At 71.6% G+C, this 23112-nt stretch carries 27 protein-coding genes and 1 tRNA gene; 16 read left to right on the top strand and 12 right to left on the bottom strand.

Annotation, left to right across the window (positions count from 1 at the left end; translation table 11 throughout):
* Positions 1–75: 75 nt before the first annotated feature.
* The 5 genes from ABD998_RS14775 (at position 76) to groL (ending at position 4006) form a co-directional block, all read left to right on the top strand.
* Positions 76–1041: a DUF2332 domain-containing protein gene (locus ABD998_RS14775; RefSeq protein WP_345440711.1), complete on the top strand. Its 966-nt coding sequence runs from the start codon at positions 76–78 to the stop codon at positions 1039–1041.
* 35 nt (positions 1042–1076) lie between these two features.
* Positions 1077–1325 carry a DUF3263 domain-containing protein gene (locus tag ABD998_RS14780; RefSeq protein ID WP_345440713.1) on the top strand — a complete coding sequence of 83 codons (249 nt, stop codon included), beginning with the start codon at positions 1077–1079 and terminating at the stop codon, positions 1323–1325.
* A gap of 29 nt (positions 1326–1354) precedes the next feature.
* Positions 1355–1897, top strand: coding sequence for a LytR C-terminal domain-containing protein (locus ABD998_RS14785; protein ID WP_345440716.1), 543 nt, complete (start codon positions 1355–1357; stop codon positions 1895–1897).
* A gap of 104 nt (positions 1898–2001) precedes the next feature.
* On the top strand, positions 2002–2205 hold the full coding sequence (locus ABD998_RS14790) for a cold-shock protein (protein WP_345440719.1): 204 nt from the start codon (positions 2002–2004) through the stop codon (positions 2203–2205).
* Positions 2206–2386: 181 nt separating this feature from the next.
* Positions 2387–4006 (top strand): chaperonin GroEL, encoded by a 1620-nt coding sequence (gene groL / locus ABD998_RS14795; protein WP_345440721.1) that lies wholly within the window; start codon positions 2387–2389, stop codon positions 4004–4006.
* A gap of 56 nt (positions 4007–4062) precedes the next feature.
* Here the strand turns inward: groL and ABD998_RS14800 are convergent, their stop codons facing one another.
* From ABD998_RS14800 to ABD998_RS14820, 5 genes are all read right to left on the bottom strand, one after another.
* Positions 4063–4350: a WXG100 family type VII secretion target gene (locus ABD998_RS14800; RefSeq protein ID WP_345440724.1), complete on the bottom strand. Its 288-nt coding sequence runs from the start codon at positions 4348–4350 to the stop codon at positions 4063–4065.
* A 66-nt stretch (positions 4351–4416) separates the two neighbouring features.
* Positions 4417–6219: a sensor histidine kinase gene (locus tag ABD998_RS14805; protein ID WP_345440727.1), complete on the bottom strand. Its 1803-nt coding sequence runs from the start codon at positions 6217–6219 to the stop codon at positions 4417–4419.
* A 40-nt stretch (positions 6220–6259) separates the two neighbouring features.
* A complete protein-coding gene (locus ABD998_RS14810) occupies positions 6260–6955 on the bottom strand; it encodes a response regulator transcription factor (RefSeq protein WP_345440730.1) in 696 nt (231 codons plus the stop codon).
* 101 nt (positions 6956–7056) lie between these two features.
* On the bottom strand, positions 7057–7659 hold the full coding sequence (locus ABD998_RS14815) for a rhomboid family intramembrane serine protease (protein ID WP_345440733.1): 603 nt from the start codon (positions 7657–7659) through the stop codon (positions 7057–7059).
* A gap of 9 nt (positions 7660–7668) precedes the next feature.
* Positions 7669–7935 carry a multidrug ABC transporter ATPase gene (locus tag ABD998_RS14820; RefSeq protein ID WP_345440736.1) on the bottom strand — a complete coding sequence of 89 codons (267 nt, stop codon included), beginning with the start codon at positions 7933–7935 and terminating at the stop codon, positions 7669–7671.
* Between the two features lie 98 nt (positions 7936–8033).
* On the opposite strand from ABD998_RS14820, the gene ABD998_RS14825 reads away from it, so the two are divergent.
* Positions 8034–8417: a cold-shock protein gene (locus ABD998_RS14825; protein WP_345440739.1), complete on the top strand. Its 384-nt coding sequence runs from the start codon at positions 8034–8036 to the stop codon at positions 8415–8417.
* Positions 8410–9021 carry a DUF3027 domain-containing protein gene (locus tag ABD998_RS14830; protein ID WP_345440742.1) on the top strand — a complete coding sequence of 204 codons (612 nt, stop codon included), beginning with the start codon at positions 8410–8412 and terminating at the stop codon, positions 9019–9021. The genes ABD998_RS14825 and ABD998_RS14830 overlap by 8 nt, the downstream gene beginning before the upstream one ends.
* A gap of 63 nt (positions 9022–9084) precedes the next feature.
* Here the strand turns inward: ABD998_RS14830 and serC are convergent, their stop codons facing one another.
* Positions 9085–10194 (bottom strand): phosphoserine transaminase, encoded by a 1110-nt coding sequence (serC, locus tag ABD998_RS14835; RefSeq protein WP_345440744.1) that lies wholly within the window; start codon positions 10192–10194, stop codon positions 9085–9087.
* Positions 10195–10267: 73 nt separating this feature from the next.
* Between serC and ABD998_RS14840 the strand changes: the two genes are divergently transcribed.
* From ABD998_RS14840 to ABD998_RS14850, 3 genes are all read left to right on the top strand, one after another.
* On the top strand, positions 10268–10960 hold the full coding sequence (locus ABD998_RS14840; RefSeq protein WP_345440746.1) for a metal-dependent transcriptional regulator: 693 nt from the start codon (positions 10268–10270) through the stop codon (positions 10958–10960).
* 197 nt (positions 10961–11157) lie between these two features.
* On the top strand, positions 11158–12051 hold the full coding sequence (locus ABD998_RS14845; RefSeq protein ID WP_345440748.1) for a M23 family metallopeptidase: 894 nt from the start codon (positions 11158–11160) through the stop codon (positions 12049–12051).
* Positions 12052–12422: 371 nt separating this feature from the next.
* Positions 12423–12920 (top strand): HNH endonuclease, encoded by a 498-nt coding sequence (locus ABD998_RS14850; protein WP_345440750.1) that lies wholly within the window; start codon positions 12423–12425, stop codon positions 12918–12920.
* Positions 12921–12928: 8 nt separating this feature from the next.
* On the opposite strand, the gene ABD998_RS14855 is transcribed toward ABD998_RS14850, so the two are convergent.
* The 4 genes from ABD998_RS14855 to ABD998_RS14870 all read right to left on the bottom strand — a co-directional run bounded on the left by ABD998_RS14855 (position 12929) and on the right by ABD998_RS14870 (position 14755).
* A tRNA-Arg gene (locus ABD998_RS14855) sits at positions 12929–13001 on the bottom strand.
* A gap of 76 nt (positions 13002–13077) precedes the next feature.
* Entirely contained in the window at positions 13078–13359 is a 282-nt protein-coding gene (locus ABD998_RS14860; protein ID WP_345440753.1) for a Fe-S cluster assembly protein HesB, read from the bottom strand.
* Positions 13360–13494: 135 nt separating this feature from the next.
* Positions 13495–13842, bottom strand: a complete 348-nt coding sequence (locus tag ABD998_RS14865) for a histone-like nucleoid-structuring protein Lsr2 (RefSeq protein WP_345440756.1) — start codon at positions 13840–13842, stop codon at positions 13495–13497.
* 52 nt (positions 13843–13894) lie between these two features.
* Positions 13895–14755: a LuxR C-terminal-related transcriptional regulator gene (locus tag ABD998_RS14870; RefSeq protein ID WP_345440759.1), complete on the bottom strand. Its 861-nt coding sequence runs from the start codon at positions 14753–14755 to the stop codon at positions 13895–13897.
* Between the two features lie 131 nt (positions 14756–14886).
* On the opposite strand from ABD998_RS14870, the gene ABD998_RS14875 reads away from it, so the two are divergent.
* From ABD998_RS14875 to ABD998_RS14895, 5 genes are all read left to right on the top strand, one after another.
* A complete protein-coding gene (locus ABD998_RS14875) occupies positions 14887–15237 on the top strand; it encodes a DUF485 domain-containing protein (RefSeq protein ID WP_345440762.1) in 351 nt (116 codons plus the stop codon).
* Positions 15234–16811, top strand: coding sequence for a solute symporter family protein (locus tag ABD998_RS14880; protein ID WP_345440765.1), 1578 nt, complete (start codon positions 15234–15236; stop codon positions 16809–16811). The genes ABD998_RS14875 and ABD998_RS14880 overlap by 4 nt, the downstream gene beginning before the upstream one ends.
* A 202-nt stretch (positions 16812–17013) precedes the next feature.
* Positions 17014–17754: a DUF5058 family protein gene (locus ABD998_RS14885; protein ID WP_345440768.1), complete on the top strand. Its 741-nt coding sequence runs from the start codon at positions 17014–17016 to the stop codon at positions 17752–17754.
* A gap of 26 nt (positions 17755–17780) precedes the next feature.
* The gene (locus tag ABD998_RS14890) at positions 17781–18512 is read left to right on the top strand and encodes a hypothetical protein (RefSeq protein WP_345440771.1); all 732 of its coding nucleotides are present in this window, start codon (positions 17781–17783) and stop codon (positions 18510–18512) included.
* Entirely contained in the window at positions 18509–19753 is a 1245-nt protein-coding gene (locus ABD998_RS14895; protein ID WP_345440774.1) for an amidohydrolase, read from the top strand. Before ABD998_RS14890 ends, ABD998_RS14895 begins: the two co-directional genes overlap by 4 nt.
* A gap of 94 nt (positions 19754–19847) precedes the next feature.
* Here ABD998_RS14895 and ABD998_RS14900 read toward each other — a convergent pair whose 3' ends face one another.
* Positions 19848–21305: an amidase gene (locus ABD998_RS14900; RefSeq protein ID WP_345440777.1), complete on the bottom strand. Its 1458-nt coding sequence runs from the start codon at positions 21303–21305 to the stop codon at positions 19848–19850.
* A gap of 150 nt (positions 21306–21455) precedes the next feature.
* Here ABD998_RS14900 and ABD998_RS14905 point away from each other — a divergent pair, with 150 nt between their 5' ends.
* Positions 21456–22439 (top strand): Lrp/AsnC family transcriptional regulator, encoded by a 984-nt coding sequence (locus ABD998_RS14905; RefSeq protein ID WP_345440779.1) that lies wholly within the window; start codon positions 21456–21458, stop codon positions 22437–22439.
* Between the two features lie 59 nt (positions 22440–22498).
* Here ABD998_RS14905 and ABD998_RS14910 read toward each other — a convergent pair whose 3' ends face one another.
* The gene (locus ABD998_RS14910) at positions 22499–23008 is read right to left on the bottom strand and encodes a methylated-DNA--[protein]-cysteine S-methyltransferase (RefSeq protein WP_345440781.1); all 510 of its coding nucleotides are present in this window, start codon (positions 23006–23008) and stop codon (positions 22499–22501) included.
* Positions 23009–23112 lie beyond the last annotated feature (104 nt).

Consider the following 23112-nt stretch of genomic DNA (forward strand, 5'->3'; position numbering starts at 1 on the left):
ATAGTGCCGTGCGCGCACGCCGGCTCCGCTCCGGCCGCGCTGCGCGGGAGACGATACGCAGGAGACAATGGGCGGATGGACGATGTCGCGCGGGTGGTCGAGCGGTACGCCCGATTCGCCGCGGAGGAGGCGCCGGGCCGATCCGACGTGTACGGCGCCTGGGCTCGGGCGGTCGCCTCCGATCCAGAGCTCGCCGCCGTCGTCGCGCGCATCCCCGCACCGCACCGGCAGCCGCCGCTCGTCTTCGCCGTGACGCGGCTGCTGGGCGCGCGCCCCGGTCCCGCCGCGGACTGGGCGTCGTTCGTGCGCACCCGCGCCGACGAGGTGGTGGCCGAGTGCGGCCGGCGCAGCCTGCAGACCAACGAGCCGCTGCGATGTGCGGCGCTGCTGCCCGCCCTCTCGCGCATCGAGGGGCCGATCGCCCTCCTGGAGCTCGGGGCGTCGGCCGGCCTGTGCCTGTATCCCGACCGCTACGCGTACCGGTACGAGACGGCGGCGGGTCCGATCGAGTGCGGCGACAGCCCGGTCGTGCTGGAGGCGCGGCTCGACGGCGCCCCCGCGCTGCGGCTCCCCGACGTCGTCTGGCGCGCGGGGATCGACCTCGCCCCCCGCGACGCCCGCGACGCGTCGGACAGGGCGTGGCTGACGGGTCTCGTGTGGCCGGGCGAGCAGGGGAGGGCGGCGCGCATCGCGGCGGCCCTCGACATCGTGGCCGACGATCCGCCGCTTCTCATCGCGGGCGACGCGGGCGACGCCGATCTCCTGGCCGAGGTCGCGGACGGCGCTCCGCGCGACGCGACGCTCGTCGTGTCGACGCCCGGCGTCCTGCCGTATCTCCCGCGTGCGCGACGCTCCGCCCTCATCGCCGCCATCCGCTCGCTCGACGCCAGGTGGCTCACGATGGACCAGCCGGGCCTCCACGACGGATGGGATCGCCCCATCGACGAGGACGCGTGGCCGGGGGGCTTCGCGGTCGCGCTCGACGGCGAGGTGCTCGCCGCGGCGGATCCGCTCGGGGCGTGGGTGAGCTGGCGCGCCTGAACGGCGCGACCGCGCACGGGACGTACGCTCGATCCATGCCCGTCCCGGTCCTCACCGCCCGCGAGAGCGCGATCCTCGCGTTCGAGGCCGAGTGGCCCTGGCACGGCGGCGCCAAGGAGGAGGCGATCCGGTCGCGGCTCGGCCTCAGCCCTGCGCGCTACTACCAGCTGCTCGGCCGGATCATCGACACGGAGGCCGCGCTCGCCGCCGACCCGCTCCTCGTCCGCCGCCTCCGGCGCCTGCGCGACGAGCGGACGGCGCGGCGCCTGGGCGCCACCAGCTGATCCCGAAGTCCGCCGGATAGCATCGGGGGATGCCCACGACCCATCCTCGCGACCGCTTCGACGAGATCGCGCACGAGAGCGGCCGCGTCGGCGCGCACCGGGCCGAGCACCCCGGCATGCGGGCGGGAGTGGTGGTCGGATGGGCGGCCGTCGCGACGGCCGTGCTCGTCATCGCCGGCATACTCGGGTTCCTCGTGCTCTCGCAGCAGGGCGCCATCACCGTGCCCGAGAACACCGCGGCCGAGCCCGTGCCGACGGCCGATGCCGCGCTCGACACCTCGTACAGCGTGCTCGTCCTGAACGGGACGGCGACGGAGGGACTGGAGAACGAGGTCGCGCAGCAGATCGTCGACGCCGGCTTCGCCGAGGGCTCCGTGTCGGCGTCGGCGTCGTCGGCCACCGACTTCGAGACGACGACCGTCTACTACGCGTCCGACGACGACGAGGCGGCTGCGCGCGGCCTCGCCGACGCGATCGGCCAGGCCGAGGTCGTGCAGAGCACCGAGTACCAGGCTGAGGGCTCCAAGGAGCTCACCGTGGTCATCGGCCTCGACCGTGTTACCGCCGGGTAAACGTCCCGCGTCGCCCGTGTCAAAGGTGCCGGGATCCGCATCCTGACGCGGAATCGCGCGGATACGATCGCTCCAGTTCCATCCCCGCTACAGGAGTGATCGCCATGACCCAGGGCACCGTCAAGTGGTTCAACGCCGAGAAGGGCTACGGCTTCATCACCGTCGCCGACGGCAGCCAGGACGTGTTCGTGCACTACTCGAACATCGAGATGAGCGGCTTCCGAGTGCTCGAGGAGGGCCAGTCCGTCGAGTTCACCGTCGGCGCCGGCCAGAAGGGCCCCCAGGCCGAGACCGTGCGCCCCGTCTGAGCCGCGCGCACCCGTCGTCCCGAAGCGCCCCGCGACCCGATCGCGGGGCGCTTCGGCGTGTGTCGGCCGGTGACGCCGACCGGCTTGCACTCGATGGGGTCGAGTGCCAAAATGCTTGTTAGCACTCCCGTATGGCGAGTGCTAACCCCATACGCCTACGCCCGGGAGGGACGAGAAACCCATGGCAAAGATCATCGCTTTCGACGAGGAGGCCCGCCGCGGCCTCGAGCGCGGCCTCAACACGCTGGCCGACGCCGTCAAGGTGACGCTCGGCCCGCGCGGTCGCAACGTCGTGCTCGAGAAGAAGTGGGGCGCTCCCACGATCACGAACGACGGCGTCTCGATCGCGAAGGAGATCGAGCTCGACGACCCGTACGAGAAGATCGGCGCGGAGCTCGTCAAGGAGGTCGCGAAGAAGACCGACGACGTCGCCGGCGACGGCACGACGACGGCCACCGTGCTCGCGCAGGCCCTGGTCCGCGAGGGCCTCCGCAATGTCGCAGCCGGTGCCGACCCGATCAGCCTCAAGCGCGGCATCGAGAAGGCCGTCAAGGCCGTCACCGACCAGCTGCTCGCTTCGGCGAAGGAGATCGAGTCGAAGGAGCAGATCGCTGCGACGGCATCGATCTCCGCCGCCGACACGTCGATCGGCGAGCTCATCGCCGAGGCCATCGACAAGGTCGGCAAGGAGGGCGTCGTCACGGTCGAGGAGGCCCAGGCCTTCGGCACCGAGCTCGAGCTCACGGAGGGCATGCGCTTCGACAAGGGCTACCTCAACCCCTACTTCGTCACGGACCCGGAGCGCCAGGAGGCGGTCTTCGAGGACCCGTACATCCTCATCGCGAACCAGAAGATCTCGAACATCAAGGACCTTCTGCCCGTCGTCGACAAGGTGATCCAGTCGGGCAAGGAGCTCGTCATCATCGCCGAGGACGTCGAGGGCGAGGCGCTCGCGACGCTCGTGCTCAACAAGATCCGCGGCATCTTCAAGTCGGTCGCCGTCAAGGCCCCCGGCTTCGGCGACCGCCGCAAGGCGCAGCTCCAGGACATCGCCATCCTCACGGGCGGCCAGGTCATCACGGAGGAGGTCGGCCTCAAGCTCGAGAACACCGACCTCGACCTGCTCGGCCGTGCGCGCAAGGTCATCATCACCAAGGACGAGACCACCATCGTCGAGGGTGCGGGCGACGCCGCGCAGATCGAGGGTCGCGTCACGCAGATCCGTCGCGAGATCGAGAACACCGACAGCGACTACGACCGCGAGAAGCTCCAGGAGCGCCTCGCCAAGCTCGCCGGCGGCGTCGCCGTCATCAAGGCGGGCGCGGCCACCGAGGTCGAGCTGAAGGAGCGCAAGCACCGCATCGAGGACGCCGTCCGCAACGCGAAGGCGGCCGTCGAGGAGGGCGTCGTCCCCGGTGGCGGCGTCGCGCTCATCCAGGCCGGCAAGGTCGCGTTCGAGACCCTCGAGGTCTCGGGCGACGAGGCCACCGGTGCGAACATCGTCAAGGTCGCGATCGAGGCTCCGCTGAAGCAGATCGCCCTCAACGCCGGTCTCGAGCCGGGCGTCGTGGCGAACAAGGTCGCCGAGCTCCCCGTGGGCGAGGGCCTGAACGCCGCCACGGGCGAGTACGTCGACCTGTTCGCCGCGGGCATCATCGACCCGGCGAAGGTCACGCGCTCCGCGCTGCAGAACGCCGCGTCGATCGCCGGCCTCTTCCTCACGACCGAGGCCGTCGTCGCCGACAAGCCGGAGAAGGCCGCAGCCGCTCCCGCCGACCCGTCGGGCGGCATGGACTTCTGATCCGCTGACGTCCCACACGAAGGGCCCCTCCTCGGAGGGGCCCTTCGCCGTCCGCGTCAGCGGAACATCCCGACCGAGAACTGCTCGGCTTCGGCGTACTGGCCGCCCGCCAGGCCGAGGGCCTGGCCGATCGAGGCGAGGGCGTCGTGCATGTTCTGCTGTGCGGCGCGCCACTGCAGCAGCACGGACTGGAAGCCGGCGGACGCCGACCCCTGCCACACCGCCTCCAGCTGGGCGAGCTGCCCCGACATCGCGTCGGTGTCGGACTGGATGCGGGCGCGCGTGCTGTCGATGTTCGCGGCCTGCGTCATGAGGGCGTCGGAGTCGACGACGTATGCGGGCATGGGGGCTCCTTTCGCGGGGCGCCGGACGGCGCCCTCCCCACGCTAGGAACCGGACCGGGCGGCGCCTCAGGCGTCCACAGCCGGATCGTCCGACGCGCCGGGCGCCGCGCCCTGTGCACGGCCCGCCGGGTGCACGGGGTACGCGTCGGCCAACGGCAGGGAGACGCGGAACGTCGCGCCGCCCCCCGGTGTGTCGGTGACGTCGACGGAACCGCGCAGCGACTCGACGATCGACGCGACGATCGCGAGGCCGAGCCCGCTGCCTCCGGTCTCCCGTGCGCGCGACGTGTCGGCGCGCCAGAAGCGCTGGAACACCTTGTCGCGAATGGACTCGGGGACGCCCTCGCCGTGGTCGACGATCGCGATCCATCCGCGCCCGCGCTCGGAGTCGACTCCGACCTCGATGCGGATGGGGGCGTCGTGGGCGCTGTACCGCCGCGCGTTGCCGAGGAGGTTCGCCACCACCTGGCGGATCTTGTCCTCCTCGCCGAGCACGACGGGAGGGAGGGCGACCGGCTTCGACGGCGCGAGGACGGGGATGTCCAGCTGCTCGACCTCGTCCGCGTCGCCCGGCTGCTCCGGGCGGCGCCGTCGCAGCACGGAACGCGTCGCCGCCGACGCCCGTGCGATCGCCGATCCGCTGGGTGCGCGACGCCGCCTCTGCGCGGCGGGCGGGGACTCCTCCGTCGATCGCGACGGCGTCGGGTCGGCATCGAGAGGCAGCTCGATGGGCGCCGTGAGCGCCTCGTACGTGTGGTCGAGGACGGCCACCTCGCGACCGGGCTCCGCGGCGCGCACGTCGAGCGCGGCGTCGTGCGCGATCGGCCGCAGGTCGACGGGGCGGATGTGCAGGGCCTCGCGGCGATCGTCGAGGCGGGTGAGGGCGAGGAGGTCCTCGACGAGGACGCCCATGCGCTTCGCCTCCGCCTCGATCCGCTCCATCGCCTTCGCCGTCGCCTCCTCGTCCTGGAGCGCGCCCATCCGGTAGAGCTCGGCATAGCCCCGTACGCTCACGAGCGGCGTGCGAAGCTCGTGGCTGGCGTCGCCGACGAAGCGCCGCATCTGCTGCACGGTGGCGTCGCGTTCGTCGATGGCGCCGTCGATGCGATCGAGCATCGTGTTGATCGCGATCTTGAGACGGCCGATCTCGGTGCGCGGCTCGATATCGGTCATGCGCTGGCTGAAGTCGCCTGCCGCGATCTCCATCGCGGTCGCCTCGACCTGGCCGAACCTCCGGAAGGTCAGGGTGACGAGCCCGCGCGTGAGGAACGCCGCGATGAGCACCGTCGCGATCGAGGTGATCGTGAAGACCGCGATGTACGTGCGGAGGAAGCCGTCGACTGTCGACAGCGGGAGGGCCACGACCTGGGAGTAGGGGATCTCGCCCCGGTCGGTCGTCACGCTCTCCACCGACACCGCGCCGCGGAAGCCGTGCCCGTCGGCGCTCTCCAGCACCTGGGCGTGGTTCGTCGCGGTGAACGCCTTGTCGAGCGGCAGCTCCTCGGGGAAGACAGGCGGTTCGTCGTCTCCGTCGCCCCCCGCGACAGCCAGCAGCTGGCCGTCACGGTCGTAGATCGCGACGAAGAACTCCGTGACGACCGCCGGCTCCACGGCCCGCACCATCAGCTCGCCGTCGGCGGCGCGCCAGATCGGCTCGAACAGCCGGTCGGTCACGCTCGACCCGCTCTCCGCGTACTGCAGCACGGTCGTCTCGACGTTCTGCACGAGGTTCGAATGCAGGATGGGCACCGTGACGATGCCGGTCGTGAGCAGACCCGAGGCGAGCACGAACACGGTGACGCCCGTGACCTTCGCGCGGAGGCTCACGCGCCGCCACCAGCGGGTGAGCGCATCGGGCCGGCGTGCCACCGTCACCGCCCTTCCCGCGCCCCGTCGGCGCGTCCGCGGGTCAGGAGACCTTGTCGACCTTCAGCATGTACCCGAAGCCGCGCTTCGTCTGGATCAGCGACTCCGAGGCATGCGGGTCGATCTTGCGGCGCAGGTAGGAGATGTAGCTCTCCACGATGCCCGCGTCGCCGTTGAAGTCGTACTCCCACACGTGATCGAGGATCTGCGCCTTCGACAGGACGCGGTTCGGATTGAGCATGAGGTAGCGGAGGAGCTTGAACTCCGTGGGGCTGAGGTCGATCTGCTCGTCGCCCACGTAGACGTCGTGCGTGTCCTGGTCCATCGTCAGCTCGCCGGCGCGGATGACCGACTCCTCCTCGTCGTTCTGCATCGTGCGGCGCAGCACCGCCTGGATGCGCGCGACGATCTCGTCGAGGCTGAACGGCTTCGTGACGTAGTCGTCGCCGCCGACGTTGAGGCCCTTGATCTTGTCCTCGGTCTCGTCCTTCGCCGTGAGGAAGATGATGGGCGCGGTGTACCCCGCGTCGCGCAGCCGCTTCGTGACGCTGAAGCCGTTCATGTCGGGGAGCATCACGTCGAGCACGATGAGGTCGGGTTCCTCCTCGAGCACGGCCGAGATGGTCTGAGCCCCGTTGGCGACGGTCCGGACCTGGAATCCGGCGAATCGCAGGCTCTGCGAGAGCAGGTCGCGGATGTTCGGCTCGTCGTCGACGACCAGGATGCGCGGTGCGGTCATGACCCCATTATGTCTGCGCGGGGTATGCGCCGGCTGGAAATACGCGCGCGGCCCCGTGATTTCGCTCGCGGCGGACTCCCGAACGGATGCGCCGGGCCCTCTCAGGAGGAGGCGGGCCGCCCGCGTCGGCGCAGGACGACAGCCGCGAGGACGCCCCCGATCGCGCCGAAGAGGTGCGCCTGCCACGACACGCCGTCGCGCAGGGGGAGCACGCCGGTCAGCACGGAGCCGCCGTACACCGCGACGACGAGGACCGCGACGATCGCGTAGGCGAAGCGGTGCGCCATCCGCCCCGTCGTGAAGACGCGCGCGACGATGTAGCCGACGTAGCCGAACACGAGGCCGGAGGCACCGACCGTCACCGTGCCCGGCGCGTTGACCACCCAGGTGCCGGCGCCTGCGACGAGAGCGACGACGGCGGTGACCGTCCAGAAGCGGGCGGCGCCCTCGACGGCGACGAGCCATCCCAGGATGAGGAAGGGCGCGCTGTTCGCGAGCAGGTGCGGCCATCCGCTGTGGACGAGAGGGCCGACGACGACGCCGACGAGCCCGGCGGCATCCCACGAGCGGAGCCCGAAGGCCGTGAACGAACCGGGGAGAACATCATCGGCGATGCGGATCAGCCACATCGCCGCCAGCAGGGCGAGCGGCGAGGCGAAGCGGACGAGGCGAGACGGTGCCGCGCGCTCGGAAGGGGGGCGCATGCGGGGTGGTCAGTCCGCCCGCGAGGCGCGGCCCCTCCGGATGAAGCTCATGATGAGGAGCGCGAGGAGGAGCGCGAAGGCGATGATCGGACCGATCATCTGCACGACGAAGACGATCGGCCAGGCCCCCGTGCTGAAGTCCTCCACCCCCGACGACGTGCCGATGATGACGGCGAGGAAGCAGCCGATCGACAGCACCACGATCCCCAGCGACATGAACGCGAGGACGCGGTCGATGCGGCGGACGGCTGGCTGGTCGCGGGGCGGAGTGCTCATCCCGACCAGGATAGTGCCCCCGGCCGCGCGGTACGCTGGGACGGAGGGATCGGACGATCCCTCTCTCTACGTTTCGAGCGGTCTCAGCGAGGTTCACGATGCCCACCGGCAAGGTCAGGTTCTACGACGAGGACAAGGGATTTGGCTTCATCACCCCCGACGAGGCGGGCGAGGACGTGTTCCTCCACGCGAGCGCCGTGCCCGCCGGCACGGTCGTGAAGGCGGGATCGCGGCTCGAGTACGGCATCGCGGACGGGCGCAAGGGCCCGCAGGCGCTCTCCGTGCGCGTGCTCGAGACGCCGCCGAGCCTCGTCAAGAGCTCGCGTCGCAAGGCGGACGACATGGCCGTGCTCGTCGAGGATCTCGTGAAGCTCCTCGACGGCATCGGAGGGGACCTCCGTCGCGGGCGCTACCCGTCGTCGTCGCACGGGCGGAAGATCGCGGCCGTGCTCCGCAAGGTCGCGGACGAGCTCGATGACTGAGCCGGCCGACCCGGGCGACGTCGCGATCACTCCCGACGCGCGGCTGCTCGCGGCCCACGGCCTGGCGCTGGCGGCGCTCGCCGAGGTGACGCCCGCCGACACGGTGGGCCCCGCCGCGGGGTACGCCGTGGAGCCCGACGGCGTCGTGTCTCTGCGCTTCGAGAACCGGCTCGCGGGCTATCCCGGCTGGTACTGGACGGTCTCCCTCGCCGTCGTCGAGGGATCCGACCCCACCGTGCTCGAGGTGGAGCTGCTTCCGGGCGAGGCCGCCCTCCTCGCTCCCGAGTGGGTGCCCTGGTCGGTGCGCCTCGAGGAGTACAAGGCCGCGCAGGCGGCGGCCCTGCAGGACGACGACGAGGACGAGGACGAGTCCGAGGACGACCTCGCCGACGAGTCCTATGAGGACGAGGACGAGGACGAGGACGACGAGAACGACGACGACCTCTCCGGGCAGGCGTCGCGTCCTCTCCACGCCGGCGACGTCGACGGCGTCGACATCGACGAGCTCGACGCCGACGAGCTCGAGGCGGACGAGCTCGACGCCGACGAGCTCGAGGCCGACGGCGAGGAACGCGACGGCGAGGAGCGCGACGACGAGGAGTGATCCCGTGTCCTGCGAACGCAGAGAGCCCCGGCCGACGGCCGGGGCTCTCTGCGTTCGCGCAGGTCAGCTGTGGGCGAGGACGTAGTCGACGGCGCGCGTGAGCTGGCGGACGTCGTCGGGATCGATGGAGACGAAGGTCGCCACGCGGAGCTGGTTGCGTCCGAGCTTGCGGTAGGGCTCGGTGTCGACGATGCCGTTGGCGCGGAGCGTCTTCGCCACCGCGGCGGCGTCGACGGACGCGTCGAAGTCGATCGTCACGACCACGGGCGAGCGGTGCGCGGGGTCCGCGACGAACGGGGCCGCGACCTCGGAGGCCTCCGCCCACCTGTAGAGCACCTGCGACGACTCCGCGGTCCGCGCTCCCGCCCAGGCGAGGCCCCCGTTGTCGAGGATCCAGCCGAGCTGGCTGTCGAGCAGGTGGAGCGTCGCGACGGCGGGGGTGTTGAGCGTCTGGTTCTTGCGCGAGTTGTCGACCGCGTTCCACAGGCTGAGGAACTCCGGGATGTAGCGGTCGGACGCGTGCAGGCGCTCGATGCGCTCGATCGCGGCCGGCGACATCGCCGCGAACCACAGGCCGCCGTCCGACCCGAGGTTCTTCTGCGGTGCGAAGTAGTAGACGTCGGTCTCCGCCACGTCGAAGTCGATGCCGCCTGCGGCGCTCGTCGCATCGATCACCGTGAGAGCTCCGTCGTCGCCCGTCACGCGGCGGATGGGGGCAGCGACACCCGTGGACGTCTCGTTGTGCGGCCATGCGTATACGTCGACCCCGTCGACGGGAGCGGCCTGCGCGAGCGATCCCGCGTCCGCGGAGCGGACGTCGGGGGCCTCGAGCCACGGTGCCGCCGCCGCCTTGGCGAACTTCCCGCCGAACTCGCCGAACGTGAGGTTCTGGCTGCGGCGTTCGATGAGACCGAAGGCGGCGGCATCCCAGAAGGCGGTCGATCCGCCGTTTCCGGTGACGATCTCGTAGCCGTCGGGGAGCCGCAGCAGCTGTCCGAGGCGCTCCCGGACGCTGCCGACGAGGTTCTTCACGGGCGCCTGGCGATGCGATGTCCCGAGCAGCTCCGCACCCGCTCCGGCGAGGGCGGCGACCTGCTCCGGGCGCACCTTCGAGGGGCCGCAGCCGAACCGTCCGTCTGCGGGCAGGAGGTCGGCGGGGATCGTGAGGGTCATGAGGTCATCCTACGGCGAGCCGCCTGCGGGCCCCGCCCCGTTAGGATTGCCTCAGGCCGACCCGGAGGATCCGATGACCGACTTGATCGACACCACGGAGATGTACCTCCGCACCATCCTCGACCTCGAGGAAGAGGAGATCATCCCCCTGCGCGCGCGCATCTCGGAGCGCCTCGGCCACTCGGGGCCGACCGTCTCGCAGACCATCGCGCGGATGGAGCGCGACGGGCTCGTCGTCGTCGCCGAGGACCGCCGGCTGCAGCTGACGGAGGACGGGCGCGGCAAGGCCGTCGAGGTGATGCGCAAGCACAGGCTCGCCGAGCGCCTGCTGTCCGACGTCATCGGCCTCGACTGGGCATACGTGCACGACGAGGCCTGCCGGTGGGAGCACGTCATGAGCGAGCAGGTCGAGCGCCGTCTCGTCGAGCTGCTCGGCTATCCGACCGAGTCGCCGTACGGCAACCCGATCCCCGGGCTCGAGCAGCTCGGGGAGGTCCCCGTGGAACGCGTCGAGGAAGGGGTCGTGAGCCTCGTCCGCCGTCTCGACGAGCAGGGCGGTCCGATCTCGGGGACGGTGCGACGTCTCGCCGAGTCGGCGCAGGTCGACCCCGAGCTGCTGCAGCAGCTGCGCGACGCGGGCGTCGTCCCCGGGGCGCAGGGCGACTTCCGCTACAGCGAGGGGTACGTGCTCGTGCAGATCCACGGCGCCGCGGACGCCCTCGAGCTCCCGGTGGAGATCGCGTCGCACATCTTCCTCGTCGCCTGAGAACGTGGGAGCGCTCTCCCGCTGGAGCGTGACTTTTTCGTTATCTTCCGTTACCGTGGTGCGATACCCGCGGCGAAGCTCGCGGGCGCTCCATCGGGAATCGCCTCTCCGGCTCGTCGTCCCGACGGTGTGAGACTGTGCCCCGACCAGTTCTGACGAGCCGGCGCTCCCTGGCGCGAGGCGACGGAGGAGAACACTTGGCCGAGAACGCACCGTCCGCAGGCGCCCCCGACGCCGGCCAGACGTCCGCAGACACCGCCGTCCACACCATCCGCCCCGCAGCCACGATGGCCCGCGCGGACGTCCGCCGTATGGAGCGCGCCGCCCGACGCGCGGGCCGGACGAAGATCAGGCCGCTCCGCACGGCCGGCACCCTCGCCGCCGTGCTCGCGCTGCTGGCGGGCGTCGCCATCCCCGCGTACGCGGCGACCCAGCCCGAAGCCGAGACGGTGTCGATGCAGGACGCCGCGGAGAGCGAGGCGCAGTCGATCGCGGCCGACGCGTCGATCGAGACCGCGCCGCTCGCCGGCTCCGCGTACTCGGCGACCACGCCGGAGGAGATCGAGACGGCGAAGGCGGAGGCCGCGGCGGCCGCCGCCGCAGCCGAGGCCGCGGAACGCGCGCGCGAGCAGGCGGAGCAGATCGCCGCCCAGCAGTCGGAGGGCGGCGGCTCCACCCCCGCCGAGGCGCAGACCTACGATCCCCCGGTCGTGACCGACGGCGGGATCTGCCCGCTTCCGGCCGGCACCTACTACGTGAGCCGCTCGGTCGGCTCGGGTCACGAGGGCGCCGACATGGTCGCACCGGCCATGACGCCCATCTACGCCGTGAAGTCCGGCACCGTCATCACCTCCCAGGAGTCGCTCGGCGGCTGGGGCGTCACGGTCGCCATCGATCACGGCGACGGCACCACCACGCTCTACGGGCACATGACGTACGGCACGCGGCAGGTCGAGGTCGGGCAGACGGTGGAGGCCGGCACGATCATCGGGTACGTCGGCTCGACGGGCCGCTCGACGGCGAACCACCTGCACATCGAGTACCGCGTGAACGGGGCCATCGTCGATCCCCTGAGCTATCTGCCGATCTGAGCGGACCCGTTTCGACGAGGGGCTCGGCGCGATGCGCCGGGCCCCTCGTCGTCGTCCGGTGCCGACGCTCGCCGCGCGTTCACCCCCGGTTCGCCCGCGACACGCCCGGCGTGCGCTAGCCTGACCGTGTCGCCGAGACCGGGCGGGAGGAAGCCGATGGACCGGATACCGCGCATCCGCACCATGGATGCCCTGGGTCGTCATGTCCTCCGGCATCGCGTGCACGGGGGCCGCGGCATCGCTGCGGCCGGAGAAGGGCGCCGTCCTGAAGGACGGTGCCCTTTCTCGTCTCCGGGCGCGTCTCCCGCCCCTCGACGCGGCGCCGGTTCGAATGCCCGGAAGCCGTCCGGGTCGTATCGAAGGGACTGCACATGCGAACTCTCGTGCTGAACGCGGGATACGAGCCTCTCGCCATCGTCTCGTTCAAGCGGGCCCTCGTGCTCGTCATGAACGACAAGGCGACCGTCATCGAGCACGTGGAGGGAGAACCCGTGTGGGGGACGAGATCGTCCTACGACCGCCCTGCCGTCATCATCCTGACCCGGTACGTGCGGGTGCCGTCCACGCGCCGGACACCGGTGACGCGGCGGGGCGTGCTGCGCAGGGACGGGTTCCGATGCGGGTACTGCGGGGCATCCGCCACGACGATCGACCACGTGCTGCCCCGTTCGCGCGGGGGAGCGGACAGCTGGGAGAACCTCGTCGCCTGCTGCCTGACGTGCAACAACGTCAAGAGCGACCGCACGCCGCAGGAGATGGGATGGTCGCTGCGCTTCGCCCTCGGCGCCCCGCGCGGCGGGTCCTGGGCGGTGCGCGGCTCCGAGCGGGGCGACCCGCGGTGGGAGCCCTACCTCGCCCTCGCAGCGTGATGGTCAGGTGCCCCCGACTGGACTCGAACCAGCGACGCACGGTTTAGGAAACCGACGCTCTATCCACTGAGCTACGGGGGCTCGACGACAAGCCTATCGGTCGTCGCACACGGATCGGCCCCGCCCGGATCACCGGGCGGGGCCGATCCGCGAGGCGTCAGGCCTGGACGGCGAGGGCGAAGCGGACGCCGTCCGGCGTCACCTGCGCATCCAGGATCTTGTCGTCGAGCTCGGCGGCCGCGTCCGCCGGCAGGAAGACGCGGGCCTCGCCGCTCTCCACGACCGCGTCGGCGGTCTGCGGCTCCGGCGCCAGCGTGAGGGTGTAGCCCTCGGACGATGCGCTCGTGCCGGCGATGCGCAACCCTGCCGTGGCGGGGTCGGGCGTCTGATCGACGATCGAGCGGACGGCGGTCTGGGCGTTCTCGGTCAATGTGAGCACGGTGCTCTCCTTCCGTCGGGCCAGCCACGATTCCGAGATCCGGCTCCCGATGCAACCCCGGAACGCGAAACGGCGCCCATTCACACGGGATGCACATGTGCTCCGTGGAAAGGGCGCCGTCATCGAGGCCCGCGGTCAGTGGGCCGCGTCGTACGCCTCGAGGATGGTCGCGGGAATGCGGCCGCGCTCGGAGACGGCGTAGCCGTTCTCCTTCGCCCATGCACGGATCGGCCCGAAATCGGTCTGCCCCGAGCGGCGTCGCGGCGATCGCCCGGAATTCGACGCGGTCTGCGTCGATCCGACACGGCGCGCGGCCGAGATGTACGTCTCGAGCGCGGCGCGCAATTCCGCCGCATTCTCGTTCTTCAGGTCGATCTCGTAGCTCTTGCCGTCGAGCGAGAAGAGAACCGTCTCGCCTTCGCCGGGCTCGAGGAGCGTGTCGTCGAGATCGTCGACGAGCTGGTGGATGATCTTTCGTGCCATGGCATGAATCTATCGCACCGTCGTCATCATCCGGAAAGGGAATTGCGGTGTTTCACGGAAGAATTCCCCGGCGCCGTGCTTTTGCCACGGCCGCCCATCTCGTCGCCGCGTCGAGTTTCGACATCGCGCTGCCGAGATACGCCTTGACGGTCGCCTCCCGCAGCCCCAGCTGCGCGGCGATGCCGGCATTGGTGGCGCCGAGTCCCGCGCACGCGAGGACGTCGATCTCGCGCGGCGACAGGTGCACGGGGGCGCCGTCGTCCGTCTCGACGGGAGCGGAGGCCTCTCCCGCGATGCTCGCCAGGCGCCGCTCGACCTCCTCCAGCCGCGCGCGGAGTGCGGCGTCGTCCACGTCCGCCGCGATGCGGCGGAGCTCGGCGTAGCTCTCCCTGAGCTGCTCCCGCTGGGCGGCGGGGATGGCAGCGGCCGGCGCGGGGGGATCGACCTCGGCGGGCGCCGACCGGAGGGCGCGCAGCTGCGCCGCGAGCGCATCGGCGACCTGGACGGCTGGCGCCGCCGCGACCCCGCCCACGCTCCAGCGTCCCCACGCGCCGCCGTACAGCACGCCGCGGGCCGTGCCGTCGACGACGACGGGGACCGCGAGCAGGGTGCCGATGCCCTCGCCGAGGATGTACCGGTCGTAGTCGTGCGTGATCTGCTCGGCCGTGCGGTAGTCGCCGGCCATGCGCGGTCTGAGCTCGGCGATCGCCCGTCCGCCGAGACCGCGCTCGGGCTGCACCGCGAGGCCGTCCAGCGCGCGGGTGCGTGCGCCGTGGAACGCCGTCATCGCGACCCGGCCGTCTTCGAGCAGTCCTCCGAACGCGACGGGGAAGCGCGTACGGCGGGCGAGCTCGGCCACCGCGCCCGCCACGAGGCGCTGCGGGTCGCGGACGGACTCGATCGTCGAGGTCACTCCGGATACCTACTTTCGGGGGTGACGACCGCTGCGTCGTCTTCCGTAGCGTCGAAGATATCACCCGGCCTCCGGCCGGATCCGGCGTCGCGACGATGCGCCGTCGACCTCATCTGCGGCAAGGAGGCCCTATGAGCGATCCATCCCGAGACGGCGCGCCCGCGACGTCGATCGATTACATCGCGGTGGAGGAATCCCCGCGATTCCAGACACTCAAGCGCACGCAGCGGAGTTTCGTCTTCCCGCTCGCGGTGTTCTTCCTGCTCTGGTACTTCCTGTACGTCGTGCTGGCCGGATTCTTCCCGGACCTCATGGGTCAGCGCGTCGGCGGGCACATCACGGTCGGCCTCCTTCTCGGGCTCGGCCAGTTCGTCACGACATTCGCGATCACGATGGGATATGTCGCCTTCGCGAACCGTCGTCTCGACCCCCTTTCGGCGGAGATCCGGGCTGATCTCGAGAAGCAGGAGCCGAGCGCGTGAACGACAGCAATCCGATTCTCAACATCGGCGTCTTCGGCGCGTTCGTCGCCGTCACGCTGTTCATCGTCATCCGGGCGTCGCGCAACAACAGATCAGCGGCCGATTTCTACGCGGGCGGCCGGTCCTTCAGCGGGCCGCAGAACGGATTCGCGATCGCGGGCGACTACCTCTCCGCGGCATCCTTCCTCGGGATCGTCGGGGCGATCGCCCTCAACGGCTACGACGGCTTCCTCTATTCCATCGGCTTCCTCGTCGCATGGCTCGTCGCCCTCCTGCTCGTCGCCGAGCTCATGCGCAACACGGGCAAGTTCACGATGGCCGACGTGCTCTCCTTCCGACTGCGGCAGCGCCCCGTCCGGATGGCCGCTGCCCTCACGACCCTCGCCGTGTGCTTCTTCTACCTGCTGGCGCAGATGGCGGGGGCCGGAGGGCTCGTGTCGCTCCTCCTGGGGGTCACGGACGAACTGGGGCAGTCGGTCGTCATCGCCGTCGTCGGCGTCCTCATGGTCGTCTACGTGCTCATCGGCGGAATGAAGGGGACGACGTGGGTGCAGATCGTCAAGGCCTTCCTCCTCATCGGCGGGGCCATCGCGATGGCGATCTGGGTGCTCGCGCAGCACGGCTTCGACTTCGACGGGCTGCTGGGCGCCGCCGTCGCGAACTCCGCCGCGGGGGAGGCCATCCTCGCGCCCGGGCTGCAGTACGGCGCCAAGCCGCTCGACTTCCTCTCTCTCGGCATGGCGCTCGTGCTCGGCACGGCGGGTCTCCCGCACGTACTCATGCGCTTCTACACCGTGCCGACGGCGAAGGAGGCGCGACGGTCCGTCGTGTGGGCGATCTGGCTGATCGGGCTGTTCTATCTGCTCACCCTCGTGCTGGGATACGGCGCGGGAGCTCTCGTCGGCGCCGAGACGATCGCGGCCGCGCCGGGCGGTGTGAACTCCGCCGCGCCTCTTCTCGCCCAGGCGCTCGGCGGCCCCGTTCTGATGGGCTTCATCTCGGCCGTCGCGTTCGCGACCATCCTCGCGGTGGTCGCGGGCCTCACCATCACGGCTGCGACGTCGTTCGCGCACGACATCTACGCGAACGTCATCAAGCGGGGCAAGGTCGAGGGCGACGGTGAGGTGCGGGTGGCCCGGATCACCGTGCTCGTCATCGGCGCGCTCGCGATCGTCGGCGGGATCGGCGTGCAGGGGCAGAACGTCGCCTTCCTCGTGGCGCTCGCCTTCGCGGTCGCCGCGTCGGCGAACCTGCCGACCATCCTGTACTCGCTGTTCTGGCGGGGGTTCACGACGCGGGGCGCCGTGTGGAGCATGTACGGCGGGCTCGCCACGGCGCTCGTCCTCATCGTGCTCTCGCCCGTCTTCTCGGGGACGGAGACGAGCGTCTTCCCCGCGGTCGACTTCGCCGTCTGGCCGCTCAGCAACCCGGGCATCGTCTCGATCCCGGTCGGCTTCCTGCTGGGATGGATCGGCTCGCTCACGAGCACACGTACCGAGGACAGGCGGCTTGCCGCCGAGATGGAGGTGCGCTCGCTCACGGGCTACGGAGCGGAGAAGGCCGTCGACCACTGACGGCGTCCCACGCGCCCCGCGGAACGCATCCGCGGGGCGCGTGCGCGTGCGTGGGGCGTGGGCCCGGCGACAGAATCTTGACACGCCCGAAACATGCTGGGAATGATGATTCTGGACCCTGGAAGGGCGCGGGATGCAAGGTACGGAACGGTGAGCATCCGACTGCGTCATTTTGCGTCAATCAATCCGCAGGAGCCTGCCCATGAGAGTCCTCGCCGTAGACCCGACTTCGACCGACATCGGCGCCATCGCGCTCGGCCCCGTGCTGTGGGCGTGCGCCGCCGGGGTCTTCCTCGTCATCATCGTGCAGTCGGCCGTGTACCTGCGGGCCATCCGCCGTGCCGCGCACTCGGCCGACCTCACGCACGCGCAGGTGAACTCGGCCGTCCGCACGGGCGCCGTCGCCGCGATCGGCCCGTCGCTCGCCGTCGCCCTCGTCGCGATCTCCCTGCTGCCGCTGTTCGGCACCCCCGCCGTGCTCACGCGGATCGGCCTGGTCGGATCCGCGGCGTTCGACGTCGCCGCGGCCGGGATCGCGGCGGGCACGCAAGGCGCCGAGCTCGGCGGTGTCGGCTACACCCAGAAGGTGTTCGCCATCGGCTTCGCCGCGATGACGATCGGCGGGCTCGTGTGGATGCTGACGACCCTCGTCCTCACGCCGATCCTGTCGCGCGGAGACGTCACGCTGCGCCGAGTCAACCCGGCGATCATGACCATCGTCCCTGGCGCAGCGCTGCTCGGGGCGTTCGTCACCCTGACGCTGCAGGAGACGCTCAAGTCGCCCGTGCACGTCATCACCCTGCTGACGTCGGCGGCCGTCATGGGCCTGTGCCTGCTCCTCGCGCGCGTCCTGCGCCGGCCATGGCTGCGGGAGTGGGGCCTGGGCATCTCGATCGCCGTCGCGCTCGCCGCCGCCTTCGCGGCGTCGGGGCCCCTGGCCTGAACCGGACCGGAAGACAAGGAATCCTCATGACCTCGACGCACACCCGCGCGGACGGACTCCGCGCCTTCGACCGGACGACGGCGGTGTGGGGCCCCGTCACGATGGGCCTCGGCCTGCTGATCTCGCTCTTCGCCGCCCTCTACGTCGCCTTCTGGTCGGGCCTGGGGATCCAGGGCGCCGAGCTGTGGACGGCCGTCGGCGCCGTGCTCGCCACCTTCGCGATCGTCGCCGTGATCGAGCCGATCTCGTACTACCCGATCCTCGGGCGCTCGGCGATGTACCAGGCGTTCATGATCGGCAACATCAGCAACAAGCTGCTTCCCGCGGCGATCGTCGCGCAGGCCAACCTGGGTGAGAAGCCGGGCACCCGCCGCGCCGAGCTCATCGCGGGATCCGCGATCATCGGGGCCGTGCTCGTCCACATCGTCACGCTCATCGCCCTCGTCGGAGCGCTCGGCACGTGGCTCGTCTCCATCCTGCCGGCCGAGCTCATCGCCGTCGCCCGGCTCTACATCCTGCCGGCGATCTTCGGAGCCGTGCTCCTGCAGGTGATCGTCTCGATGAAGGCGGTCCGCACGACCGTCATCGCCGTCGTCGTGGCGTGCCTCGTCGTGTACGTGCTCGTCCCGGCGGTTCCGGCGACGGCCTACTTCGGCACGGCGATCGCCGTCGTCGTCACGATCGTCCTCGCCTGGGCGCTGCGCGACCGCGCCAGCGCGAGCGGCACGACGAGCGCGGACGAGGAGGCGGCCCGATGACCGCTGCGGAGGTCGCGCTGCTCCCTGGCCTGTCGGTGAGCGAGGAGCTCGTCGCCGAGCAGCTCGCGCTGTACCGGCACCTGCACGCCCATCCCGAGCTGTCGTCGCAGGAGCACGCGACCGCAGCCCTCATCGAGGAGCGCCTCGCGGCGCTCGGGATCGCCTCCTTCCGCTCCGGCGGCACGGGTGTGGTCGGGGTGCTGTCGAACGGCGAGGGGCCGGTCATCGCGTTCCGCGCCGACACCGACGGCCTGCCCATCGCGGAAGAGACAGGGCTGTCCTATGCGAGCACGGACGCCGGCGTCCTGTCGAACGGAGACACGGTGCCCGTCATGCACGGCTGCGGACACGACACGCACATCGCCGCGCTGCTCGGCGTGGCGCGCGTGCTCGTCGAGCGGCCCGCGATCTGGCGGGGCACCCTCGTCCTCCTCTTCCAGCCGGCGGAGGAGACGGCGGCGGGCGCGAAGGCGATGATCGCGGACGACCTGTGGGAGCGCGCCCCGCGCCCCGAGCTCGTGCTGGCGCAGCACGTCATGCCGGCGCCCGCGGGCACCGTGATGCTGCGCTCGGGGGCGATGGCGAGCCTCGCCGACTCGTGGCGCATCACCGTCCACGGCGAGCAGGCGCACGGATCGCAGCCCGAGCGGTCGATCGACCCCATCGTCCTCGCGGCCGCGATCGTGATCCGGCTGCAGACGATCGTCTCGCGCGAGCTCGCGCCGTCGACGCCGGCCGTCGTCACGGTCGGCACGTTCCATGCCGGGCTGAAGGAGAACATCATCCCCGACCGCGCGGAGTTCACGGTCAACGTCCGTACGCCCGACGAAGACGTGCGCGCCGTCGTGCTCGCCGCCATCCGCCGCATCGTCTCCGCCGAGGCCGCGGCCTCCCGCGCGCCGGAGCCCGACATCGAGGAGCTGAACTCCTTCCCCCGCCTCGTCAACGACGCCGCGCACACCGAGCGCCTGACGCGCGTCTTCGCGGCGGCGCTGGGCGAGGGGTCCGTCTCGGTCGCCCCGCTCGGGATGGGATCTGAGGACGCCGGCTGGCTCGCCGACGCGATCGGCGTGCCCGGCGTCTTCTGGGGGTTCGGCGCGTTCGACGCCGAGCTCTTCGCCGACGGCGCCGTGCCCGCGGGCAACCATTCGCCCTTCTTCGCCCCCGACGACCGCTCGGCCGTCGTCACGGGGCTGTCGGCCGCGCTCGCCGCCGTGCTCGCCTCGCTCGGCGCGGACTGACGCAGGACGATTGCGGATGGGCCGGCGGGGATCCCCGCCGGCCCATCCGCATCCGCCGTCCCGGTGAGAGGGGGCTCGTCCGGGCGCGCGGGGGTCAGATGCGCGGGGGCGCCCCGGCACGCAGGACGGCAGGCGTCTCGCACCACGCCGGCACGCGCTCCTCGAACGCCGCCGCGATGCGCAGGAGCCGCGCCTCCGAGCGTGGCGGGCCGACGAGCTGCAGGCCCACGGGGAGCCCCTCGGGCGTGAACCCGCAGGGCACGCTGAGCGATGCGCCGCCGAGCGGCGTGAACCGCCACGCGGCGCGCATCCAGTCGAGGTAGTCGCCCTGGCGGCTCCCCTCGATCTCGTCGACCCAGCGCCGCTCGGCGGGGAAGGGCGCTGCCGCCGCGGCCGGGGCGGCGATGACGTCGCAGCGGTCGAACAGGTCGGCGAAGCGGGCGAAGAGGGCGCCGCGCAGCTCCTGTGCGCGCCACAGGTCGGCAGGGGTGATCGTCAGGCCCCAGCGGGCGTTCGCCACGAGCTCGGGCGACATCGCGTCGGCGTGCTCGTCGAGGAGGGAGCCGAACTGCATGGCGTAGGCGAAGGCCCGCGGGATGCGGAAGGCGTCGTCCGCGCCCGCGAACTCGGCGACGAGCTCGTCCTCGACGACGACTGCCCCCGCCGCCTCGAGGGTGCGGCGGCCGCGTTCGTCGAGCACGCCGCGCACGCGCTGCTCGACGTCGAGGCCGCCGACCGTGGGGCACCAGAGCACGCGCAGCCCGTCGAGGGCGTCGGCACGCGGGGTCTCGTACGCGATGCGCGCGAACTCGGAGACGTCGCCCGGCTGCGAGAGGGGGCTGCGCCCGGATGCGCCGGCCAGCACGGACAGCAGCAGGGCGGCGTCGCCCGTCGTGCGCGCCATCGGGCCCTTCACGGGCAGCGTGGCCCACGGATCAGCCGCCGGCGCCATCGATACGAGCCCCGGGGTGGGCCGCACGCCGACGACGTTGCAGAACGAGGCCGGGTTGCGCAGCGACCCGCCCATGTCGGAGCCGTCGGCGACCGAGACCAGCCCCGCCGCGAGGGCCGCGGCGGCCCCGCCCGACGAACCGCCGGCCGACCGGTCGGGAGCGTACGGGTTGCGGGTCGTCCCGAACACGGCGTTGAGGGTGTGCGATCCGGTCCCGAACTCCGGGGTGTTCGTCTTGCCGTACGGCACCGCGCCCGCGGCCCTGATGCGCCCGACGACCTCGCTGTCCCGGTGCGAGATGTGATCGCGGAAGCGCGTCGACCCCCACGTCGTGCGGAAGCCCGCCGCCTCCTCGAGGTCCTTGAACGCCGTCGGGAGGCCGTCGAGCGCACCCAGGGGAGCGCCGCTCGCGCGGCGCGCATCGGAAGCGGCCGCAGCCGCCTCGGCGATGTCGACGTCGACCGAGACGACGGCGTTCACCTCCCGGCCGACCGACGCCTGGCGCTCCAGCGCGGCGGCGAGCAGATCGCGGGCAGAGACCTCGCCCCGCGCGAGCAGCGCGAGCTGCGTGCGGGCGGTGCTTCGGAGGATGTCGTCCATGCGGGTTCCGATCCAGTGAAAGAGACGAAAGAGCGATGCTGAACGCAAGAAACAGCCATTGAGATGTAATGAGTGAACATCATCGTCAGATGCCGCGACGAGAATGTCATCTGCCCGTAACCCGGCGGTGCCGCGTGAGACGATGGCCCGATGCAGCCGCTCGGTGACCTGGACCGCCGTATCGCCGCCGCGCTCCTCCGCGACGGGCGCGCGCCCTGGCGGCGTGTCGCCGAGGCGATCGGAGAGCAGGAGCGCACCGTCTCGCGTCGCGGCAGCCGCCTGCTGGCGGACGGCGTCGTCCGCATCCACGCCCTGCCAGGGCCGTGGCGCCTCGCAGGGAGGGCGGCGACGCTGGTGCGCGTACGCGGGGGCCTGCGCGTCGTGGAGGCGGTCGCGGAGCATCTCGCCGACCATCCCCTCTCGACGTGGGTGAGCGTGCTCGCGAACCCCGTCGAGTGCGTCGCCGAGCTCTTCCACGGTCCGCAGGATCTGCGCGAGACGCTCAGCGGGATCGAGCGCTCGGCGGGCGATGCCCGCGCAGAGGTGCGCGCGACCCTCCTCCCTGCCTACCACCGCACGGTGAGCGGGTGGAGCCCCGAGATCCTGTCGGCGGGCGAGTACGACGCCGTCGGGGCCCGCGAGGATGCCGCTCTCGCGACGACGAACGGGGCGCGCGCCGCCGTCGACGAGCTGACGGCCCGGCTCGTCGACCTGCTGCAGGAGGAGGGGCGGGCGACCGTCGACGAGCTGGCGTCATCGCTCGGGGTATCGGCGTCGACCGTGAGCAGACGCATCGACTCCGCGGTCCGCGACGGCCTCGTCTTCATCCGCGCCGTCGTGGACCCCGCGCTGCTCGGCTACCCGTGCGAGGCGGTGATCGAGGTCCGCGCGCGCCCCGGAGCGCTTCCGCGCATCGCGGGCGCCGTCGCCGACGCGCCGGAGGTGCGCTGGGCGGCCGACGACGGCTCATCCGTGCTCGCCCAGGCGGCGTGCGCCGATGCGGGGCACCTGGGGGATCTCCTGCACCGACTGGGTGCGCTCGACGACGTGGTGGAGATCTCGGCGTCGCCCGTCGTCGCGGTGACGAAGCGCAGCACGGTGCGATACCGCGACGGGGTCCCCTCGCCTCGCTGAGGGCGATCGCGGGCCGGCATCCGCCGCCGCCCCGCGGCCTACACGCGGGGCGGCGCGGCTCAGACGAGCGCGTCGCGCTCGAGGTCGATGAGGTGGCGCTTGAGCTCCTCGTCGCCCCCGTAGCCGCCGATCGTCCCATCCGAGCGGATGACGCGGTGCACCGGGACGACGAGGGAGAACGGTGTCGTGCGACACGCCGTGCCGACGGCGCGCGCGGCGCGCGGCCGACCCGCCATCGCCGCCACCTCGCCGTAGCTCGCCGTCGTGCCGTAGGGGATCTCGCGCACCGCTTCGAGCGCGTCGCGCGCGAACCCCGTCGCCAGGCGCCAGTCGAGGCGCGTCTCGAAGGCGCGCAGCTCCCCCTCGAAGTACGCCTCGAGCTCGCCCGCGAGAGCGTCGGCTGCGGCGGAGCCGCGGTCGGCGACGAGCGCTCCCCTCAGCTCGCGCGACACCGCCTCGATCGCCCACTCCGGGTCGGAGCCGACCCGGAGGGCGACGAGCCCGTCGTCCGAGAAGGCGCAGACGGCGTCGCCGATCGGCGTGGGAAGGAGAGCGAACCGGAACGTCATTCCCCCATCCTTCCGGGACGCCGGCCGCGGCGTGGGCGCCCGCGCGGATCCGGGAACCGACACGCGGGTCTCCGAGAGCTGTGCACGGGGCGTCTCCGAGGCCG

It is taken from the genome of Microbacterium gilvum, assembly GCF_039543865.1.
Taxonomy (GTDB): domain Bacteria; phylum Actinomycetota; class Actinomycetes; order Actinomycetales; family Microbacteriaceae; genus Microbacterium; species Microbacterium gilvum.

Excerpts from the sequence above, each read along its gene's own strand:
- ABD998_RS14775 (WP_345440711.1), top strand. The coding sequence starts at position 76 with ATGGACGATGTCGCGCGGGTGGTCGAGCGGTACGCCCGATTCGCCGCG.
- ABD998_RS14780 (WP_345440713.1), top strand. The coding sequence starts at position 1,077 with ATGCCCGTCCCGGTCCTCACCGCCCGCGAGAGCGCGATCCTCGCGTTC.
- ABD998_RS14785 (WP_345440716.1), top strand. The coding sequence starts at position 1,355 with ATGCCCACGACCCATCCTCGCGACCGCTTCGACGAGATCGCGCACGAG.
- ABD998_RS14790 (WP_345440719.1), top strand. The coding sequence starts at position 2,002 with ATGACCCAGGGCACCGTCAAGTGGTTCAACGCCGAGAAGGGCTACGGC.
- groL (WP_345440721.1), top strand. The coding sequence starts at position 2,387 with ATGGCAAAGATCATCGCTTTCGACGAGGAGGCCCGCCGCGGCCTCGAG.
- ABD998_RS14800 (WP_345440724.1), bottom strand. The coding sequence starts at position 4,350 with ATGCCCGCATACGTCGTCGACTCCGACGCCCTCATGACGCAGGCCGCG.
- ABD998_RS14810 (WP_345440730.1), bottom strand. The coding sequence starts at position 6,955 with ATGACCGCACCGCGCATCCTGGTCGTCGACGACGAGCCGAACATCCGC.
- ABD998_RS14815 (WP_345440733.1), bottom strand. The coding sequence starts at position 7,659 with ATGCGCCCCCCTTCCGAGCGCGCGGCACCGTCTCGCCTCGTCCGCTTC.
- ABD998_RS14820 (WP_345440736.1), bottom strand. The coding sequence starts at position 7,935 with ATGAGCACTCCGCCCCGCGACCAGCCAGCCGTCCGCCGCATCGACCGC.
- ABD998_RS14825 (WP_345440739.1), top strand. The coding sequence starts at position 8,034 with ATGCCCACCGGCAAGGTCAGGTTCTACGACGAGGACAAGGGATTTGGC.
- ABD998_RS14830 (WP_345440742.1), top strand. The coding sequence starts at position 8,410 with ATGACTGAGCCGGCCGACCCGGGCGACGTCGCGATCACTCCCGACGCG.
- serC (WP_345440744.1), bottom strand. The coding sequence starts at position 10,194 with ATGACCCTCACGATCCCCGCCGACCTCCTGCCCGCAGACGGACGGTTC.
- ABD998_RS14840 (WP_345440746.1), top strand. The coding sequence starts at position 10,268 with ATGACCGACTTGATCGACACCACGGAGATGTACCTCCGCACCATCCTC.
- ABD998_RS14850 (WP_345440750.1), top strand. The coding sequence starts at position 12,423 with ATGCGAACTCTCGTGCTGAACGCGGGATACGAGCCTCTCGCCATCGTC.
- ABD998_RS14865 (WP_345440756.1), bottom strand. The coding sequence starts at position 13,842 with ATGGCACGAAAGATCATCCACCAGCTCGTCGACGATCTCGACGACACG.
- ABD998_RS14875 (WP_345440762.1), top strand. The coding sequence starts at position 14,887 with ATGAGCGATCCATCCCGAGACGGCGCGCCCGCGACGTCGATCGATTAC.
- ABD998_RS14885 (WP_345440768.1), top strand. The coding sequence starts at position 17,014 with ATGAGAGTCCTCGCCGTAGACCCGACTTCGACCGACATCGGCGCCATC.
- ABD998_RS14890 (WP_345440771.1), top strand. The coding sequence starts at position 17,781 with ATGACCTCGACGCACACCCGCGCGGACGGACTCCGCGCCTTCGACCGG.
- ABD998_RS14895 (WP_345440774.1), top strand. The coding sequence starts at position 18,509 with ATGACCGCTGCGGAGGTCGCGCTGCTCCCTGGCCTGTCGGTGAGCGAG.
- ABD998_RS14900 (WP_345440777.1), bottom strand. The coding sequence starts at position 21,305 with ATGGACGACATCCTCCGAAGCACCGCCCGCACGCAGCTCGCGCTGCTC.
- ABD998_RS14905 (WP_345440779.1), top strand. The coding sequence starts at position 21,456 with ATGCAGCCGCTCGGTGACCTGGACCGCCGTATCGCCGCCGCGCTCCTC.
- ABD998_RS14910 (WP_345440781.1), bottom strand. The coding sequence starts at position 23,008 with ATGACGTTCCGGTTCGCTCTCCTTCCCACGCCGATCGGCGACGCCGTC.